Genomic DNA, 16,010 nt, shown 5'->3' with positions numbered 1-16,010 from the left:
GCGTGACCGGCGGGGGCGCGGCGGGCGTGACCGGCGGGGGCGCGGCGGGCGTGACCGGCGGGGTCGCGGCGGGCGGAGCCGGCGGGGTCGCGGGCGGGGCCGCCGCAGCGGGCGCCGCGGGATGGGGGGCGGCCGCGGCGCGGGGAGCGGGAGCCGGGGTGCTCGCGTCATCCGTGGCCGGCGGGCCCGGGCGCCGCGCCCAGCCCAGGTACGCCCGGCACGTCGTGCACAGCAGCACGTCGTCGGGGTTGTCGTGCCCGCAGCGCGGGCAGGCGGTCGTCATCGGGCACCGGGCCGGTCGGTGCGGCCGGCGATCTCGAGGTCCAGCGCGAACGGGTCGGTGCCGAGCCCGGGGCCGAGGTCGAGCTCGCCGGGGTCCGGCAGCCCGACGAGCGTGTCGACGGCGTCCCGGGGCGTGCCGTCGGGCCCGATCACCAGGACCCGCAGCTCCGCGTCGTCCGCGCCGTCGTCGCCCGCCGGCAGCACGCCCACGACCTCACCGGCGACGACGTCCTCGTCGTCGCGCACCCACGCGGTCCGCGCCGGTCCGGTGAGGACGACCGTGGTGCCGTCGTCGCCCGCGAGCTCCAGCCCGCCGGCCGCGAGCGTGACGGGGGCGCGGCGGACCCGCCCGGCGGTGACGGCGTGCACCGTGCTGCCCGGGGCGACGCGGATGACCGCGACCAGCGGCTCCGCGGCGTCGGGACGCGGCAGCACACCCCCGGCCACCGGCTGGAACCACCGGCCGAACGTCACGACGTCCTCACTGCGCTCGAGCGGGGCCGCCGGGGGCGCGGGCAGGGAGGGCGCGGCGGTCGCGACGCGTGCCGCAGGTGCCGGCGCAGGTGCAGGTGCAGGTGCCGCCGCGGGTGGTGGCGCCGCGAGCGGTGCCGAGGGGCGAGGAGGCGGGGGCGTCAGGGGCGCGAGGGGCGCGGGCACCGGCGCCGAGCGGGTGAGATCCGGCGGGTCCGCCAGGGCGGTCGTCACCGGCGGCACGGGCACGGGCACCGGCGCCCGGCGGGCTCGCGCGGGGGCGGGTGGCGGGCGGAACTGCACGTCGGCGGGCGCCAGCAGGTCCGACAGATCGCTCTCCGGCGACCCGTCGCCGCTGTCCGGCCCCCCGCCCGGGTGCTGCACGACCGTGTCCCCTCGCCCGGTCCTCGCCGAGAATCGTCCTTTTCGTACGGTTCGCCCGGCGCTACGGTCAGCGTACGCGACACCCACGCGGGGGCCGAGGGTGAAGCACAGGGGAGAAGCATGCGTGCGGCCGACGACGTGCCCGTGCGGACCGGACCGGTTCCGGTCCTGCGCGCCCGCGTCGCGCGCCCGGAACCCACGGGGCTGCGGCGGACCCGGCTGCTCACGCCGCTCGTCGGCCCGACGGCCCCGCCGCTCGTCGCCGTCGTCGCGGGGCCGGGGTGCGGCAAGACGACGCTGCTCGCCCACGTCGCCGACGCGTCGGGGCTGCCCGTCGCGTGGGTCACGCTGGACCCCGCGCTCGACGACCCGGACGCCCTGCTGCGGCACCTGCACGCGGCGTGCCGCGCGCTGCCGTGGCGCGCGCGACCCGACCCGTGGCTCACCGCGGACGACGCGCTCGCGGCGCTCGGCGACGGGCTCGCCGCGCCGGCCCTGCTGGTGCTCGACGACGCGCACACCACGGAGCGGCGCCGCGCCGCGCACGTCGTGGACGTGCTGGTCCGGCACCAGCCCGCCGGGCTGCGCGTGGTGCTCGGCAGCCGCAGCATGCCCGCCGGGGTGCCGAGCCGGGAGCTCGCCGGCACCGCCCGGGTCGTCGACGGCGAGGCGCTGCGCTTCCGCACCTGGGAGGTCGACGAGCTGTTCCGCGCCCACCACGCGGCGCCGTTGCGCGCCGCCGAGGTCGCCGAGCTCACGCAGCGCACGCGCGGGTGGGCGGCCGGGCTCGAGCTGTTCCACCTGGCGACGCGCGACCGGCCCCCGAGCAGCCGCAGCCGGCTCCTGGAACGTGCCGGGCGCGGGCCTGCCGTCGCCGACTACCTCGCCGGTCACGTCCTGGACCGGCTGCCCGCGTCGGTGCGCGAGTTCCTGGTGCGCACGTCCGTGCTGGGCCGGCTGTCCGCCGAGCGGTGCGACGCCCTGCTCGGCACCGACTCGGCGGCCCGGCTGCTGCTCGCGGCCCACCGTCACGGCCTGCTCACGGCGGTCGACGCCGCGGACGGCGCCCGCTACGAGTGCCACGACGTCGTGCGCGGCTACCTGCTGGACACCCTGAGCGACCGCGGAGGTGGGGCCGTCGCGCGGGAGCTGCACCGGCGCGCCGCGGCGCTCGCGCTGGCGTCCGGGGAGTACGACGACGCGCTGCGCTCGTCGTGCCGCGCGCAGGACTGGGACGCCGCGCGTCGCGTGCTGACGATCGGCGGGGACGACCTCGCCGGCCGCCCGGGCCCCTGGCTCGACCTGCTGCCCGGCCCCATCCGGGACTCCGACCCGTGGGTCGCCCTCGCGCTCGCGCGCCGGCACCTCGTCGACGGTGACCTGGAGACCGCCCTGGCGGCCTACACGGTGGCCGAGGACCGGGCCGCCACCGGGTCGGGCCGTGCCATGGTGGCCCGCGAGCGTCACATGGTGCACACGTGGGTGGAGCCGCCGATGGGGGCGTCGAGCGACTGGGTGGCCCTGGTGCGGCGGGCCCTCGCACGGCCCCGCGAGCCCCTCGCGGCGGCGCCGGGTGACGACGTGGGCCACGCGCTGGCGGTCGCGGTCGCGGGGCTCGTCGGTGGCGACGTGCACGTCGCCGCGCGGCGGTTCGCCGCCGTGCAGGCGCGCGCGGCCACCCAGCCCGTCGTCGAGGCCGTGGCGCTGCTCGGCGAGGCCGCGTGCCTCACGCTGGTGCACGACCGCGGGGCCCGCGACGCGCGCGAGCGCGCGCACACCGCCGCCAAGCTCGTCGGGGCGCCGGCGCTGGAGCGTCTCGCGGACGGGCTGGAGCTCGCGAGCCGTCCCGCGACGGGCGGTGACGGCCTGCGGCACCTGCAGGAACGCTGCGTGGGCGTCGGCGACGCGTGGGGTGCCGCGCTCCTGGGGCTGCTCGCCGCCCTGGGGTCCTCGACCGCGGCGGGGGACCACCCCGTGACGGCGGACGCGGCCCGGCGCACCGCCGACGACCTCGAGGCCCTGGGCGCTCCCGCGCTCGCCACGTGGGCGCGTGCCGCCGCGGCGGTCGCGCAGGTGCGGCGCGGTCAGGGGCCGCCGCCGGGCGCGCTCGAGGCGGACGCGGCCCGGTGCGGGCCCGTGCCCCACGCGCTCGCGCTCGTCGCCCTCGGTGCACCCGTGGACCGGTGGGGCCGCCTGGCGCGGGCGGGCGGCGTGCCGGCGTGGGTGCGGCTCGTCGCCTGGCGGGTGGCGGACCGCGCCGCCCGGCCCGTCGCACGCCCGGTGCGGGCCGCGGCCCCGCTCGGTGCTCCCCCGGCCGCCGGAGCGGCGGGACCCGTGGTCCTCGAGGTCCGCTGCCTGGGGGACTTCCGCCTGGACGCCGCCGGCCGGCCCGTCGCGACGTCGGCGCTGCGGCCCCAGCACGCGGCGCTCCTGCGGGCGCTCGCGCTGGCGGCGCCGGCACCCGTGCACCGCGACCGCCTCGTCGAGTGGTTCTGGCCCGGACGGCTGCCGGAGCGCGGGCAGCACTCGCTGCAGGTCGCGGTGAGCGACGTGCGCCGGGTGCTCGACGCGACCAGCCCCGGTGCGGGCGTGGTGCTGCGCCGCGTCGAGCAGGGGTACGCCCTGGGCGTCGAGGGGTGCACCGTGCACGACGTCCGACGGGTCGAGGGTGCCCTGCGGGCCGCGGACGTGGCCCTCGGCCGGGGGGACGAGGGCGCCGCGCTGGCCGCGCTGCGCGACGCCGTCGAGACCGGCTCCGCGGAGCTGCTGCCGCAGGACGGCCCGGCGGAGTGGGTCGTAGGCGCGCGGGAGCGGGTGCGCGCCGGGGTGGTCCGGGCGTGCGCGACGCTCGCCGACCTGCTGGCGGCGCGCGGTGACGCGTCCGGTGCGGTCGCGGCCGTGCGGCGCGGTCTGGCCCTCGACCGGTTCCAGGACGACCTGTGGCGCCGGCTCGTCAGCGGCCTGGTCGTCGACGGCCGTCCGGCGGCCGCCGCGGCGGCGCGGCGCGAGTACGCGGCCGTGCTGCGCGAGCTCGGGGTCGCGGCACCCACGCCCACGCCCCCCACGCTCGCGCCCACCTGAGCCCGCCCCCGGCCGGACGGCGGCGCGACCCGGCCTCACCCCAGCAGCCGGACGGTCGTGGGGACGTGCACCGGGCGCACCTCGTCGACGACCGCGCGGACCAGGTCGAGGACGTCGTCGGGGTCGGGCTCGTCCGGCGCCAGCCGCACGCCGACGTCGAGGTGCAGGCGCGCCGACCCGGGCATCGGGCCGTGCGGTCGCCGGCTCCACGCGGTGCCCCCGCTGTCGGTGACCTCGGGCTCGCGGCCCGTGCACGCCCGCACCGCCGCGGCGACCCCGCGCAGCGTGCCGCGCGCCACGACGGACGTCACGAGGTCCGGCAGGTGCGCGCGCAGCAGCGCCACGGGCCGGCGGGCCGCCACCGCCGGGGCCAGCCACGACGCGATCCAGCGGACCAGGTCGTCGGGCGCGTAGCGCGGGTCGGCGTAGGCGGGCAGGTGGTCCAGGACGGTCGCGAACGGCGCGAACCCGTCGTCGAAGGCCCTGACGAACGCGACGGTGCCCGGCGCAGCGAGGAACGCCTCGGGCAGCCCGTCGGCGAGCGACACCGCGACCGCCGCCGGCCGCACGTCGACCTGCCGGGTCATGACGTCGCCGTCGCCGTGACCGTGTGCTCGACGCTGAGCACCACGTGCGTCGCGTCCAGGTCGATGCGGTCCTGCGGGGTCGAGACCGAGCGGTCCAGGGGGTTGGCGCGCAGCAGCACGACGTCCTCCACGTAGTCGACGCCGGGCACCCGCGCCAGCACCGCGTGCGCCTCGCCCGGCTGGACGGGCCGGCCCAGCGGCCACCCCGTGCCGTCGGGACCGCCGGTCAGCGGGCTGAAGTAGCGGAACAGCGCGTCGACGCCCTCGTGCTCGACCGTGCGCGGGTCGGCGCCCGGGCGCACCCGCACGCGCGCGTCCACCCGCACCCCGACGTACGACGGCGGCTCGACCGCCACCCGGAACCCCACGACGCGGGCCGCGTCGACCGCGGCCAGCACCCGGTCGCGGGCGTCGTCCGGCAGCTGCAGGTCCTTGAGGTCGAGGTACGGGTCGCCCGTGGCCGCCGCCGGGACGACGAGCACCCGCAGCCCCGGCGCGTCGGGGCCCTCGGCCACCGGCACGCAGTGCACGCGCGCCAGCTCGGGCGCCGCGTGGCGCACCAGGTGCACGTAGTCCTCGGCCGTCACCGCCCGTCCCCGCGTGCGCAGCTCGAGCGGGCCGCGCTCGCGGGCCTCCGCGACGGTCTCGCCGTCGACCCCGCCCGCGGCCGCCCGCCGGTTCCACACGGCGGCGACGTACGGGACGGACGTGCGCAGCACGGCGAGCGTGCGGGCCGCGACGTTGCCGGCCGCGCCGCCGCCCGTGCGATAGGACACGCGCAACGGCGCACCGAGCGGCGGCACCGCGCCGTAGGCCCGCACCGACCCGTCGGCGGACCGTACCTGCGGACCGAACCGCAGCTCGCCCGTCGTGCGGTCCAGCAGGCACACCCGGTCGTCCGGACCGGCGGCGGCCACGTCGTCCACGACCCGCCACGCCTCCCAGGTCAGGGGTGCGTCGGCCTGGGCCGCGGCCCGTCCGACCTCGAGCACGACGGGCGCGTCGGGCTCGTCCAGGACGGGCGCGCGGCTCACGGTGAGGACCTGCCCGGCGGTCCCGTCGGACGTCCCCAGGGGCTCGTCGACGACGGGCTCGGCGTGCACGGCCTCGACGTCGCCCCCGACGGTCGCCGCCGAGAGCGAGACCACCACGGGCGACGAGCGGTACGCGTGCGTGGCCCGCACGACGCGGCAGCGCAGCCACGCGGCGTCCACGTCGCCGACCGTCGAGCGCTCGTGCCCGTCCGGCACGTGCAGCTCGACGGCGCCGGGCACGTTGAGACCGAGGGTGTCGTCGCGCTCGACCGGGCACGCCTGCCAGCCGTCGGGCGTCCACGCCTCCCACACCAGCGGCGGGCGGTGCGGGTCGATGCCGTGCCCGCCGACGCGGCACACCACCTGGACGAGCAGGACGCACGCGGGTGCCGGGGCGTCCAGGCCCAGGTACAGGGCGTCCCCGATGACCGGTGGCTCCCCGAAGGCCGCGAAGCCGTCACCGACGCCCAGGCCCGCCGTGCGGTCGACGGTGCGGCCGTCGGCGGCGATCGTCAGCACGGCCCGCGACGACGCCGGCGGGACGACCAGCGGGGCGACGGTCGTGAACGCGACGGGGGAGCGGTCCGCGGCCCGCCGCGTCGAGACGACCGTCCCGGCGGGCACCACGACCTCCTCGTCGTGGTGCGAGGAGAGCCGGAACGTGACCTCGGCGCGCGCGGCGCGCGGGGGGAAGAGCTGCACGCCCAGCAGGTCGAGGAACGTCAGGTGCATGCGGTCCGGCACGCGGTTGACCCGGTACAGCAGCAGCTCGGTCATCCACGCGAACGTCTCGATGAGCGTGACCCCGGGGTCGGACACGTTGTGGTCCGTCCAGGACGGGCAGCGGCGCTGCACGTGGCGCTTGGCCTCGTCGACGAGGTCCTGGAACGTGCGGTCGTCCAGGCGCGGGGTGGGCAGGGTCACGACGACCTCCGGGCGAGCGCGGGGACGGGGGGTGCGGCGTGGCCGTTCGACGACGGCGCGGCGGGCAGCGGCTCGTCCGCCTCCTCGTGGTGTCCGATGACGTAGAACGGGAAGACGAGGTTGCGGCGGTCGTTGGTGGAGCGCACCCGGTACGCGACGTCGATCCACAGGGTCGAGGCGTCGTCCGGGTCGATGGTGACGACGACCTCGCCGACCTCGACGCGCGGCTCCCAGCGCAGCAGCGCCGCGCGGACCTCGGCGGCGATGCGCCCGGCCGTCGTCGCGTCCCCGGACTCGAAGACGAACTGCGCGAGCCGCGCGCCGAACTCCGGGCGCATGGGCCGCTCACCGGGCGTCGTCGACAGGATCAGGTACATCGCCTGCTCGAGCAGGGTGGTGCCGCCGGTCAGCGCGAAGGCGCCGGTCGCGTCGGTCTCGACCGGCCAGTGCCAGCCCGTGCCGACGAACGCGTGACCCGTCATCGTCCCCCCTCGTCTCACTGCGCGACGAGCACGGTCGCGCCCGTCCCCGTCACCTGCGCCGACGGCGCCAGGCACCCCGTGACGGGGCACCCGCTGTACGCGGCGGGCCTGCCGTCGAACGTCACGGTCGAGCTGCCGGTGACGACCCGCCCGTCCTGCAGGGTCGGCACGATCTTCGGGTCCGAGGCGTGCAGACCCACGTGCGGCGGGGTGTTGAACCCGCTGCTGCCCTGCACGGCAGCCGGCTTGCCGGCGACCGTCACGGTCGTGGCCAGCCCCTGCAGCAGCGGGACCTGCAGCGGCATCGGGGGGCCGGGGGCGGGCGCGCCCGCGGCCGCGGGGATCTGGTGACCCACGCACATGCCCATGACCTTGTCGCCCAGGACCACCGCCGGTGCCCCCATGTGCGCCCCTCCTCGACGTGCCGGGCGACGACCGTGCTCAGTTGAGCGCGATCGTCGCTCCCTTGACGGTGACCTTGCCGCTGCTCTCGAGCGTGAGCCCGGCCGCGCCGGTGATGCTCGCGGACCCCTGCGCGGCGACCTTGAGGTCGCCCTTCGCGTCGACCTGCACGGTGCCCTGCGCGTCGACCTTCACGTCGCCGTCGCACGTGACCGACACGGACTTCGCGGCCACGTCGAGCGTCACCACGACCGTGTCGCCGGCGGTGCGCACGACGACCTTGCCGGCGCCGTCGGTGTCGTCGAGCACCACCTCGTGGCCCGTCCGGCTGCGCCACACCCGCAGGTCGACGGTCCCCGACGACGCGACGGGGGAGTCCCGCGGCGGCACGTCGACGCCGTTGTACAGCCCGCCGAGGACGAACGCGGAGCGCCGGTCGCCGTGCTCGAAGCCCACGAGCACCTCGTCGTCGACCTCCGGCAGGATCTGCAGGCCGCGGTCGTTGCCGGCGCCGACGTGCACGACGCGCGCCCAGTCCGACTCGAAGTGCCCGTCGAGCCACGGGTACCGCAGCCGCACCCGGCCCAGCCCGTCGGGGTCCGCGACGTTGGTGACGACCCCGATGACCAGGCCCGGGGCACGCGGCGCGGCCGTCGGGGCGCCGCCGCGCACCAGGCCCAGCACCGACCGGTCGTGCGAGCCCGACGCGGTGAAGTGCGTCCGGTACCCGTCGCCCTCCCACACGTGGCGCGCGCGGGTGAGCGTGACCTTGCCGTCGAACCGCCCGCCCGTCTCGCCCAGGCTGACGGGGGTGCCGGCGACGAGCAGCGGGTCGCCGGCCGCGACGCCCTCGGCGTGCACGCACGCCCCGCCCAGGTGGTCCGCCCACGCCCGGGCCAGCGCGTCGCACTCCGCCTGCTGCGCGACGGGCACGTCGACCCCCACCGCCCGGGGCCGGCCGAACCGGTCCGCGACGGACGCCGGCGTGTCCCGCAGGTCCGCGCTGCTCGTCGCGGCCGACGTGGTCGCGACCAGCTCCCGCTTGGACGCCGGGTCCCAGCCGCGCACCTCGACCTCCGCGACCTGCTGCGCGCCGGTGACCCGCACCGACAGCCGCTCGAGGTTGGCGCCGGGCACCAGCTGACGGCGCCCACGCGACTCGTGGTCGCCGGGCCGCGGCGCGTCACCCGCCCGCGGCGGCCGGACGAACGACAGGGACGTGCCCGTGACCAGCAGCACCCGCCCCGCCTCGCGCGCGCGGCGCTCCAGCAGCGCGACGTGGGTCTCGTTGACCTGCGCGACGTGCGGGTGCACGACGTCCGTCGCGTCGACCTCCCCGACGTCCAGGCCCACCTCGCGGGCCACGGCCGTCGCCAGGTCCGCGTCGGTGACGTCCTGGTACGACGCGGTGTGCGTGCCGGTGTACAGCGCGTACGAGCGGTCGTACGCCGTGACCGTGGTCCAGCCGCCGCGCTCGTCGAAGTCGTAGCCGATCGCGTGCACCAGGCCGTCGAACAGCGTGACCGCCGCGGGCCCCCCGGGCGGGCCCGCGGTCACCGTCAGGCGCGCGGCCAGGTCCAGCGCGGTGTCGGCCAGCACGTCCCGTGCCGGGTCGTCCAGCACCAGGCGGCACGCGTCCGGACCGGCGACGTCCGTGTCGACGACCACCGAGCGCAGCGCCGTCAGCAGCCGGCCCGTGAGCTCGACCCCCTCGACCTGCACGACCGGACGGGCTCCCGTCGCGCTGCCCGTGTCCGGGGTCCCCGACGCGGACGTGCCGCTCGTGCGCGTCGCCGTGGTCGTCATCGCGCGTCCCCCCGCCACGCCGGCGCGACCGGTGCGGCCCGGCGCAGGCCCAGCGCCCCGCGCTCGGGGGCGTCGGGCAGCAGCAGCTCACGCCCGGCGCGCAGGCGCGTCGGGTCGTCGACGTCGTTGAGCTCGGCGACCGCGCGCCACGCCCCGGGGTCACCCAGCCGCGACCACGCGACGGACGCGAGGGTCTCGCCGCGGCGCAGCACGTGCCGCCGCCGGGAGCGCTCGGCGCCCGACGTCGGGTTGGTGCGCTGGGGCTCGGTCTGCGCCGAGACCAGCGTGAGCTCCGCGACGACGCGCAGCGGTCGGCCCTCCCGGTCGAACCGCTCGATGGTGACCTTGAGCTGCGACACGTTGCCCACGAGGGTCTGCTCGCCGTTGACCGACAGGTGCCCCCACGTGAACGTGACCTTGGGCGGGCCGTCCCCGGGGTTCGTCACGTCGGGCACGCTCGTCCACGACACCAGCAGGTCGATCTCCGGCTGCACGCTCGCCGGCTCGCGGCGTCCCGCGGCGTCGAGGAACACCTGCAGCGTCATGGTCGTCGGCCCGGCGCCCGTGAACTGCACCGGCGGGTCGTTGGCCTGCCGCGGCTGCCGGTTGTACTGCACCGCGCGGCTGAACGCGATGGTCGTCGGGTTGTAGTGGAACGTGAGCTTGCGCGACGGGTCCGCCTCCTCCGCGAGGACCGCGACCGCCCGGCCCGTGCTCACGACGCCACCGGCTCGGCGAACGTCTCGGTCCAGCCCTCGTGGGCGAACTCGAAGACCTCGAGGGCGACCTTGCCGCCCTCGGACGCGAAGCTCGGGCCCTTGTAGCTGACGGGCCACACGTTGCGGAACTCCCACGTGACGACGCGGTTGCGCTTCTGGTCCATCCCCACGACGCTCGCCGTCGCGTCGGCCGGGGACTTCCCCTGAGCGACGTCGTCGAACCACTGCACGAGCGCCGACGTGCGCCACCCGACGGGCCGTGTCAGCTTGACCGTCCCGTACGTGAGCCGCCCGGGCAGCTTGTGGACGAAGCCGTTCTCGCCGCCCTCCGCGTACGTGCGCACCTCGTACTGCGCGGACAGGCCGTCCAGGGCGGTGAACGCGCCCACGTCGACGCCGTCGATGGTCACGTCGAAGTGCATCGTCGAGACGGGGTCGCCGTCCGTGCGCTTCATGTCGGCTCCTCGGGTGCGGGTGCGGGTGCGGGTGCGGGTCGGTGGGGTCGGCCGGTGGGGTCGGGCGTCGGGTGTCACAGGTCGGGGAGCACGCCGCGGCGCTCGCGCTCCAGCAGGAGCGAGCGGCGCAGGCGCAGCTCGAGGTGGTCCCACAGCCGGTCGGCGAGGCCGGCGAGGTCGGCGGGGGCGTCGACGTCGGCGGGCGCGGGCGCGGCGCCGGGGGAGGTCGGCCCGCCGGGCTCCGGGGTGGCCGTGACGACCTCCCCGACGACGTCGTCGTGCGGCTGGTCCGCGCGTGCGACGGCGGACCGGTGCCCCGCGGGCGCCCGCCCGACGAGGTCGAGCGCGGCTCCGGCGCGGTCCGGGCCGTCGGTGCCGGGCACGTGAGCCGCCGTCCTGCTGCCGCCCGTGCGCGGCGGCTGCGGTGCGCGGGCGGCGGTGTCGCCGCGCCCGGCGGTCGGCGGGTCGACGCGGCGGCGCGTCGGAGGGTCGGGGAGGGGGTGGGGCTGCGCCGGCGGGGCGTCGACGACGCGCGGCGCGAGGGCGCGCGCCGGTGCCCCGGCGGGTGCCGGCCGGTCGGGCACGTCGGGGGCGACGTCCTCGGGCTCGGGCGCTGCGGAGCCGCCGGCGCGCGAGCGCGACGCGGCTCTCGACAAGTGCGTGGTCGTGGCGGTGTCGGGCGCGTGCGCCGGTGGGTGACGGGGTGCGGCGGGTCGCGGGGGCTCGCCGAGCGGTGGGCCGAGGCCCGCCGGTGCGACCGACGCACGTCCGGACCGGTCGCCGGAGGTCGCGCGGCGCACCGGGCCGGGCGACGCGGCGTGGTCGGTCGCCGAGGGTGCGTGTCCGGCGCTCGGCGCCCCGGGTGCCGGTGGGGTGCGGTGCGCCACGTCGGGCGTGGTCGTCAGCGCGCGCGCCGGGGACCCGGGCGCGTGGGGGCCGATCCCCGGGGTCGGGTCGGTGAGGGACGAGGGCGGTACCGGGTTGCTCCGCCGCAGCGGCGCAGCGGGCGCACGGAACGGACGCCCGAGCCCGCCCGCCACGGTGCGCGGCGGGCCGTCGAGGGCCCGGGAGGCGGACGGGGCCGCCGGCAGGGCGGGCGGGTGGTCCTCCGCCGGGGCGCCCTGCGGGGCGGCAGACCGGCGCGTGAGGGAGGTGCTCGATGCCGATGCCGACGCCGGACCGTGCACCGGGTGGGCGCCGTTCGCCGTGGTCGGGGTGGGGGCCGGTGAGGCGCGGGGGACGACGGCGGGTGCCGTGCTGCGCGCGGGTGCGTCGAGGCGTGCGGTGCCGGCGGGTGGGGCGCTGGTCGGCGGGGTGCCGACGGGCGGGGTGCTGGTCGGCGGGGTGCCGACGGGCGGGGTGCTGGCGGGGGTCCGTGCCGGGGTGGTGGGCGCGGGGGTGGTGGGCGCGAGTGTGGTGCGCGCGGGTGTGGTGCGGCCTGCCGGGGGTGCGGCGAGGCGAGCTGCCCGCATCACCGAGCTCCACACGGGAGCCGCCGGGTCCGCACGGGGGCCGGCGTCCCCCACGGCCTGCGTCGCGCGGCTGACGGCGGGGCCGTCGTGGGCCTCTCGGGCGCGGCTCCGCCGCAGCGTGCTCGACCCGCTGCTGCTCGACCCGCCGGTACCGCGCGCGTCGGCGGGCGGTGGGGGCGCGGCGGCCCGCGCTGCCGTCGCCGGGGGTGCCGCCGCGACGTCCGCGGCCAGCCCGGCACGCGACGTCCGGTCCCGCGGCGCGGAAGGGCTTGGGTCCGACCGAGGGGCGACGGAGTCCGGGCGCCGGGTGACCGCGGACCCGCGCACGGGCGCAGGCACCGGGGTGCGGGCGGGAGCCACTGGCGCCGGGGTGCGGGCGGGATCGCGGCCGCCGGCCTCGGTCACCGTGCGCGCGGCTCGGCTCGTGCTCGGACCGGCCGCCGCAGGACCGGCGTCGGAGGGCTGCCGGCCGCCGGCCGCGGCCGCCCCCGGCGAAACGGTGCGCACGACGGCAGTCCCGGGGCCGGCTGCCGGGTGCAGCGACGGGGTCGTGGCCCGCGCGGCGGGGTGGCCGGGGTGCTCGTCGCGTGCGCGGGCCGCGGGCGCGTCGTTGGGGGACGGCGTCCGTCGGCCGCGCAGCAGCGTCGCGAGGCGTTGCAGCGGGGACGCGGTCGTGGCCGGGCGGACCTGCCCCCGGGCGGCGTCGGCGGCGGCCGGGCGCGACGCGCTCGAGATCCGCTCAGCCGTCGTCCGCGCGACCGGGGCGCCGGCGACGCCCGCGGCCCCGGGTGTGCTGGCTGGCGCTCGTGCGGCCGGGGAGTGGGAGGAGGGCGGGCTGGATTGCCCTCTCGCGGCCTGGGGGGTGGTGGTGGCCGCAGGAGTGGAGGGGGCGGTGGGCGTGCTGGATTGTGCTCTCGCGTCCGGGGGATGGGGGGAGGGTGTGCTGGATGGCACTCTCGCGGCCTGGGGGGTGGGGGTGGGCGGGCTGGATTGCGCTCTCGCGGGCTGGGGGGTGGGGCGTGGCGGGCGCACGAGCGGCTGCGCGAGGGCGGCAGGCAGGACCCGTCGGGTCGTCAGCCCGCGCGCGAACCGGCGGCTCGCCGCGGCCGCCCGCACCTCGAGGGGTCGCCCGGACACCGGCCGCCACTCCTCGTCGGCGCTCACGTGCCACCTCCGCCGCGTCCGTGGACCCGCGTCATGACCGGGCTCCCTCGTCCTCGGCGCCCTCGACGAGGGCGCGGGCGGCCGCCACGAAGCGCGCACGGTCGGCGTGCTCCAGGTCCAGCAGGGTGTCGAGCGGCCAGTGCAGCACCGCGGCGAGGTACGCGATCTCGTCGAGCAGGTCGACGGCCGCGTACGTCACCATCCCCCCGGCGCACCACCCGACCCCCCGCCACCGCGCAGGTCGACGGCGAACTCCTCGCGGCACGCCGGGCACGACACGGCGGTCGTCGTCGCGCCCTCCGCGTTCACCTGCCGGTAGAGGTCCTGCAGGAACGCCAGGTCGGGGGTGAACAGCCCCTCGATGACGCCCGTCGTGACGGCGGGCAGGTCACCGAGCCGCGTCACCGTCCGGGCCAGGAGCAGCACCGTGAGGTACGCCTCGTTGTCCCGCACGCGGGGGTCCCGCAGGGGCGTGATCTCGTCGCGGGCGCGCGCCAGGCGCATCGTGCCCTGGCGGTGGACCCGCCCGTGGTCGTCCTCGAACCCGACGGGCAGCTCGAACCAGAACTCCGTCTGCAGCCCGGTGCCGCCGGTGGGCACCGGCACGGGCCCGGTGCCCACCGGACCGGCGCCGGGCGCACCCGCGTCCGGTGCGGTGGCGACGTCGGCGCTCATCAGGAGACCTTCACCTCGACGCGCTCGTGCACCAGGGTGACCTCCTCGATCGCGACCTCGGTCGACCCCGCCTGCAGCGACCCGAGCGTGATCTTGGACGGCCAGCAGTAGAACAGGTTGAACCGCAGGACCTCGTGGTGCAGGTAGTCGAGCAGGATGATCGACGCGTCGCGGCGCGAGCCGTCGATGTCGCCTTCCTGGACCGCGGCGATCCACTTCCACCAGCCGTCGTCCTTGGTCATGCCGCGCTTGAGCGTGACGTCGTTGAACTTCTGCGACGCGGGCAGCTTCTTGAGCACGGGGATGCCCCCGGGCTTGTTCTCCTGGTGCTCGATCACCGAGATCTCGATGCCGAGTCCGGAGGCCTCCTTGAACTGCGCGATGGTCACGCCGTCGACCTGCACCTCGAACAGGCTGGCACCGATCGCGTCCTCACCGATGGGCATGGGCGTCGTCCTCTCTCGAAGGTCAGGTCACTCGGCGACCGCGCCGCCGGTCGGCAGCTGGCTGATGCGGAACACGACGAACTCGGCGGGCTTGACCGGCGCGATGCCGACCTCGATGACGACGTACCCGGCGTCGACCTGGTCCGGGGGGTTGGTCTCGGCGTCGCAGCGCACGTAGAACGCCTCGGCAGGGGTGGTGCCGAACAGCGCGCCGTCGCGCCACAGCCCCAGCAGGAACGACCCGACGGACCGCTCGATCCGCTGCCACAGCTTCTGGTCGTTGGGCTCGAACACCGACCACTGCGTCCCGAGCAGGATCGACGACTCGACGTAGTTGAACAGGCGGCGCACGTTGACGTACCGCCACTGCGCGTCCGACGCGAGGGTGCGCCCGCCCCACACGACGATGCCCCGCCCCGGGAACGCGCGGATCGCGTTGATGCCCGCCGGGTTGAGGTCGTCGTGCTCCTTGCGGGTCAGGGCCTGCTCGACGTCGAGCGCCCCCAGGACGACCTCGTTCGCCGGCGCCTTGTGCACGCCGCGGGTGTCGTCGTTGCGACCCCAGATGCCCGCCAGCGCACCGCTGGGCGGGAACAGCCGCGCACGGCCCAGGAGGGTGTCCCACATCGAGACCCACGGCCAGTAGACGGTCGCGAACGGCGAGGAGAACGCCATCTTCTCGGTCACCCACTCGTGCACCTGCTGCGCGTTGAGCCCGCGCGGGGTGTCGAGGATCGCCATGCGGTCCTTGCGGGCCTCGCAGTGGGACACCATCGCGGCCTGGACGGCCTTGAAGCCGTCCGCGTCGAGCTGGCCCTCCTCGTAGGCGGCGGCCAGGTCGGGCACGGCGACGATCGTGACGTCGTCGAGCGCGTCGAGGCCCGCGATGCCGGAGCGCGCGGTGACGTCACCGAGGTAGTCGGCCGGCGTGACGCGTGCCGGCAGGGCCGCGCCCCCGGTCAGCGCGACCTGGCCCGACGCGGGCAGCCGCTCCGCGACCGGTGACGAGCCGACCTCCGTCAGGCGGACCAGCCGCGACTCCGCGACGGCCGCCACGACGTTGGCCGCGCCCTTGCGGCTCGTGACGTTCTCGTACCGCTCGACGTCGTCGCCGCGGCGCACGACGAGCGTGAACGCCTCCTCCGGCGGGGCCTCGGCCTGGCCCTCGACCTCGACCTTGGGCTCGACGGCCACCATGATGGCGTCGCCGCCCGCCCCCGGGTCGACCGCCTCGACGCGGTACACGGCGTGACCGGCGCGCACGGAGCTGGTCAGCTCGGCGGTCGCGCGCTGCCCCTCGTCGGACCCCAGCGCGCCGATGCGCACGACGTACGCCGCACCGCCGCCGTTGTCGAAGAACTGGTGCACGGCGTACGGCAGGTTCGCGCCCTCGACGAACGAGCCGAAGGTCCGCGTGAACTGCGACCAGTTCACGACCTTGACGGCCTGGTCGTAGGGGCCGTCGGCCGTGATGCCGACGAACGCCGCGACGGCCGTGCCGACGCCCTGGATGGGCCGTGGCCCGGACGCCACCTCCTGCACGTACACACCGGGCGACCGGATGCTGCTCAGCGTGGCCATGGCTCGTCCCCCTCGTCGTGGGTGCGGCGCGCCCCCTGCGGTCCG

Annotated in this window: 14 protein-coding genes and 1 pseudogene; 1 reads left to right on the top strand and 14 read right to left on the bottom strand. The window is 77.7% G+C overall.

Annotated elements, in window-relative coordinates; translation table 11 throughout:
* Positions 1–283 (bottom strand): annotated as a pseudogene (locus Cph01nite_RS14775) (hypothetical protein); the annotation flags it as partial.
* Positions 280–1,137 carry a hypothetical protein gene (locus Cph01nite_RS14770; protein WP_203675454.1) on the bottom strand — a complete coding sequence of 286 codons (858 nt, stop codon included), beginning with the start codon at positions 1,135–1,137 and terminating at the stop codon, positions 280–282. The pseudogene Cph01nite_RS14775 and the gene Cph01nite_RS14770, both read right to left, overlap by 4 nt.
* A gap of 120 nt (positions 1,138–1,257) precedes the next feature.
* Between Cph01nite_RS14770 and Cph01nite_RS14765 the strand changes: the two genes are divergently transcribed.
* A complete protein-coding gene (locus Cph01nite_RS14765; protein ID WP_203675450.1) occupies positions 1,258–4,218 on the top strand; it encodes an AfsR/SARP family transcriptional regulator in 2,961 nt (986 codons plus the stop codon).
* A gap of 35 nt (positions 4,219–4,253) precedes the next feature.
* Here the strand turns inward: Cph01nite_RS14765 and Cph01nite_RS14760 are convergent, their stop codons facing one another.
* The 12 genes from Cph01nite_RS14760 to Cph01nite_RS14705 all read right to left on the bottom strand — a co-directional run bounded on the left by Cph01nite_RS14760 (position 4,254) and on the right by Cph01nite_RS14705 (position 15,965).
* Positions 4,254–4,805, bottom strand: a complete 552-nt coding sequence (locus Cph01nite_RS14760; protein ID WP_203675449.1) for a phage tail protein — start codon at positions 4,803–4,805, stop codon at positions 4,254–4,256.
* Positions 4,802–6,763, bottom strand: a complete 1,962-nt coding sequence (locus Cph01nite_RS14755) for a putative baseplate assembly protein (RefSeq protein WP_203675448.1) — start codon at positions 6,761–6,763, stop codon at positions 4,802–4,804. Before Cph01nite_RS14755 ends, Cph01nite_RS14760 begins: the two co-directional genes overlap by 4 nt.
* Positions 6,760–7,245 (bottom strand): GPW/gp25 family protein, encoded by a 486-nt coding sequence (locus Cph01nite_RS14750; RefSeq protein ID WP_203675447.1) that lies wholly within the window; start codon positions 7,243–7,245, stop codon positions 6,760–6,762. The genes Cph01nite_RS14755 and Cph01nite_RS14750 overlap by 4 nt, the downstream gene beginning before the upstream one ends.
* 14 nt (positions 7,246–7,259) lie before the next feature.
* The gene (locus tag Cph01nite_RS14745) at positions 7,260–7,649 is read right to left on the bottom strand and encodes a PAAR domain-containing protein (protein WP_203675446.1); all 390 of its coding nucleotides are present in this window, start codon (positions 7,647–7,649) and stop codon (positions 7,260–7,262) included.
* 37 nt (positions 7,650–7,686) lie between these two features.
* Complete coding sequence (locus tag Cph01nite_RS14740; protein WP_203675445.1) at positions 7,687–9,453, bottom strand: VgrG-related protein; 1,767 nt, start codon at positions 9,451–9,453, stop codon at positions 7,687–7,689.
* Complete coding sequence (locus Cph01nite_RS14735; RefSeq protein ID WP_203675444.1) at positions 9,450–10,172, bottom strand: CIS tube protein; 723 nt, start codon at positions 10,170–10,172, stop codon at positions 9,450–9,452. Before Cph01nite_RS14735 ends, Cph01nite_RS14740 begins: the two co-directional genes overlap by 4 nt.
* Positions 10,169–10,627 (bottom strand): phage tail protein, encoded by a 459-nt coding sequence (locus tag Cph01nite_RS14730; RefSeq protein WP_203675443.1) that lies wholly within the window; start codon positions 10,625–10,627, stop codon positions 10,169–10,171. The genes Cph01nite_RS14735 and Cph01nite_RS14730 overlap by 4 nt, the downstream gene beginning before the upstream one ends.
* Before the next feature lie 74 nt (positions 10,628–10,701).
* Complete coding sequence (locus tag Cph01nite_RS14725; RefSeq protein WP_203675442.1) at positions 10,702–11,283, bottom strand: hypothetical protein; 582 nt, start codon at positions 11,281–11,283, stop codon at positions 10,702–10,704.
* A gap of 2,011 nt (positions 11,284–13,294) precedes the next feature.
* The gene (locus Cph01nite_RS14720; RefSeq protein ID WP_203675453.1) at positions 13,295–13,465 is read right to left on the bottom strand and encodes a hypothetical protein; all 171 of its coding nucleotides are present in this window, start codon (positions 13,463–13,465) and stop codon (positions 13,295–13,297) included.
* A complete protein-coding gene (locus Cph01nite_RS14715) occupies positions 13,459–13,938 on the bottom strand; it encodes a hypothetical protein (RefSeq protein ID WP_203675441.1) in 480 nt (159 codons plus the stop codon). Before Cph01nite_RS14715 ends, Cph01nite_RS14720 begins: the two co-directional genes overlap by 7 nt.
* Entirely contained in the window at positions 13,938–14,384 is a 447-nt protein-coding gene (locus Cph01nite_RS14710) for a phage tail protein (RefSeq protein WP_203675440.1), read from the bottom strand. The genes Cph01nite_RS14715 and Cph01nite_RS14710 overlap by 1 nt, the downstream gene beginning before the upstream one ends.
* Positions 14,385–14,411: 27 nt before the next feature.
* The gene (locus tag Cph01nite_RS14705; protein WP_239069283.1) at positions 14,412–15,965 is read right to left on the bottom strand and encodes a phage tail sheath family protein; all 1,554 of its coding nucleotides are present in this window, start codon (positions 15,963–15,965) and stop codon (positions 14,412–14,414) included.
* Between the last annotated feature and the right edge of the window lie 45 nt (positions 15,966–16,010).

It is taken from the genome of Cellulomonas phragmiteti, from assembly GCF_016862775.1.
Classification (GTDB): Bacteria; Actinomycetota; Actinomycetes; order Actinomycetales; family Cellulomonadaceae; genus Cellulomonas; species Cellulomonas phragmiteti.
Note: the sequence above shows the minus strand (reverse complement) of the source record. Positions and strands in the feature narration are given on the sequence as shown.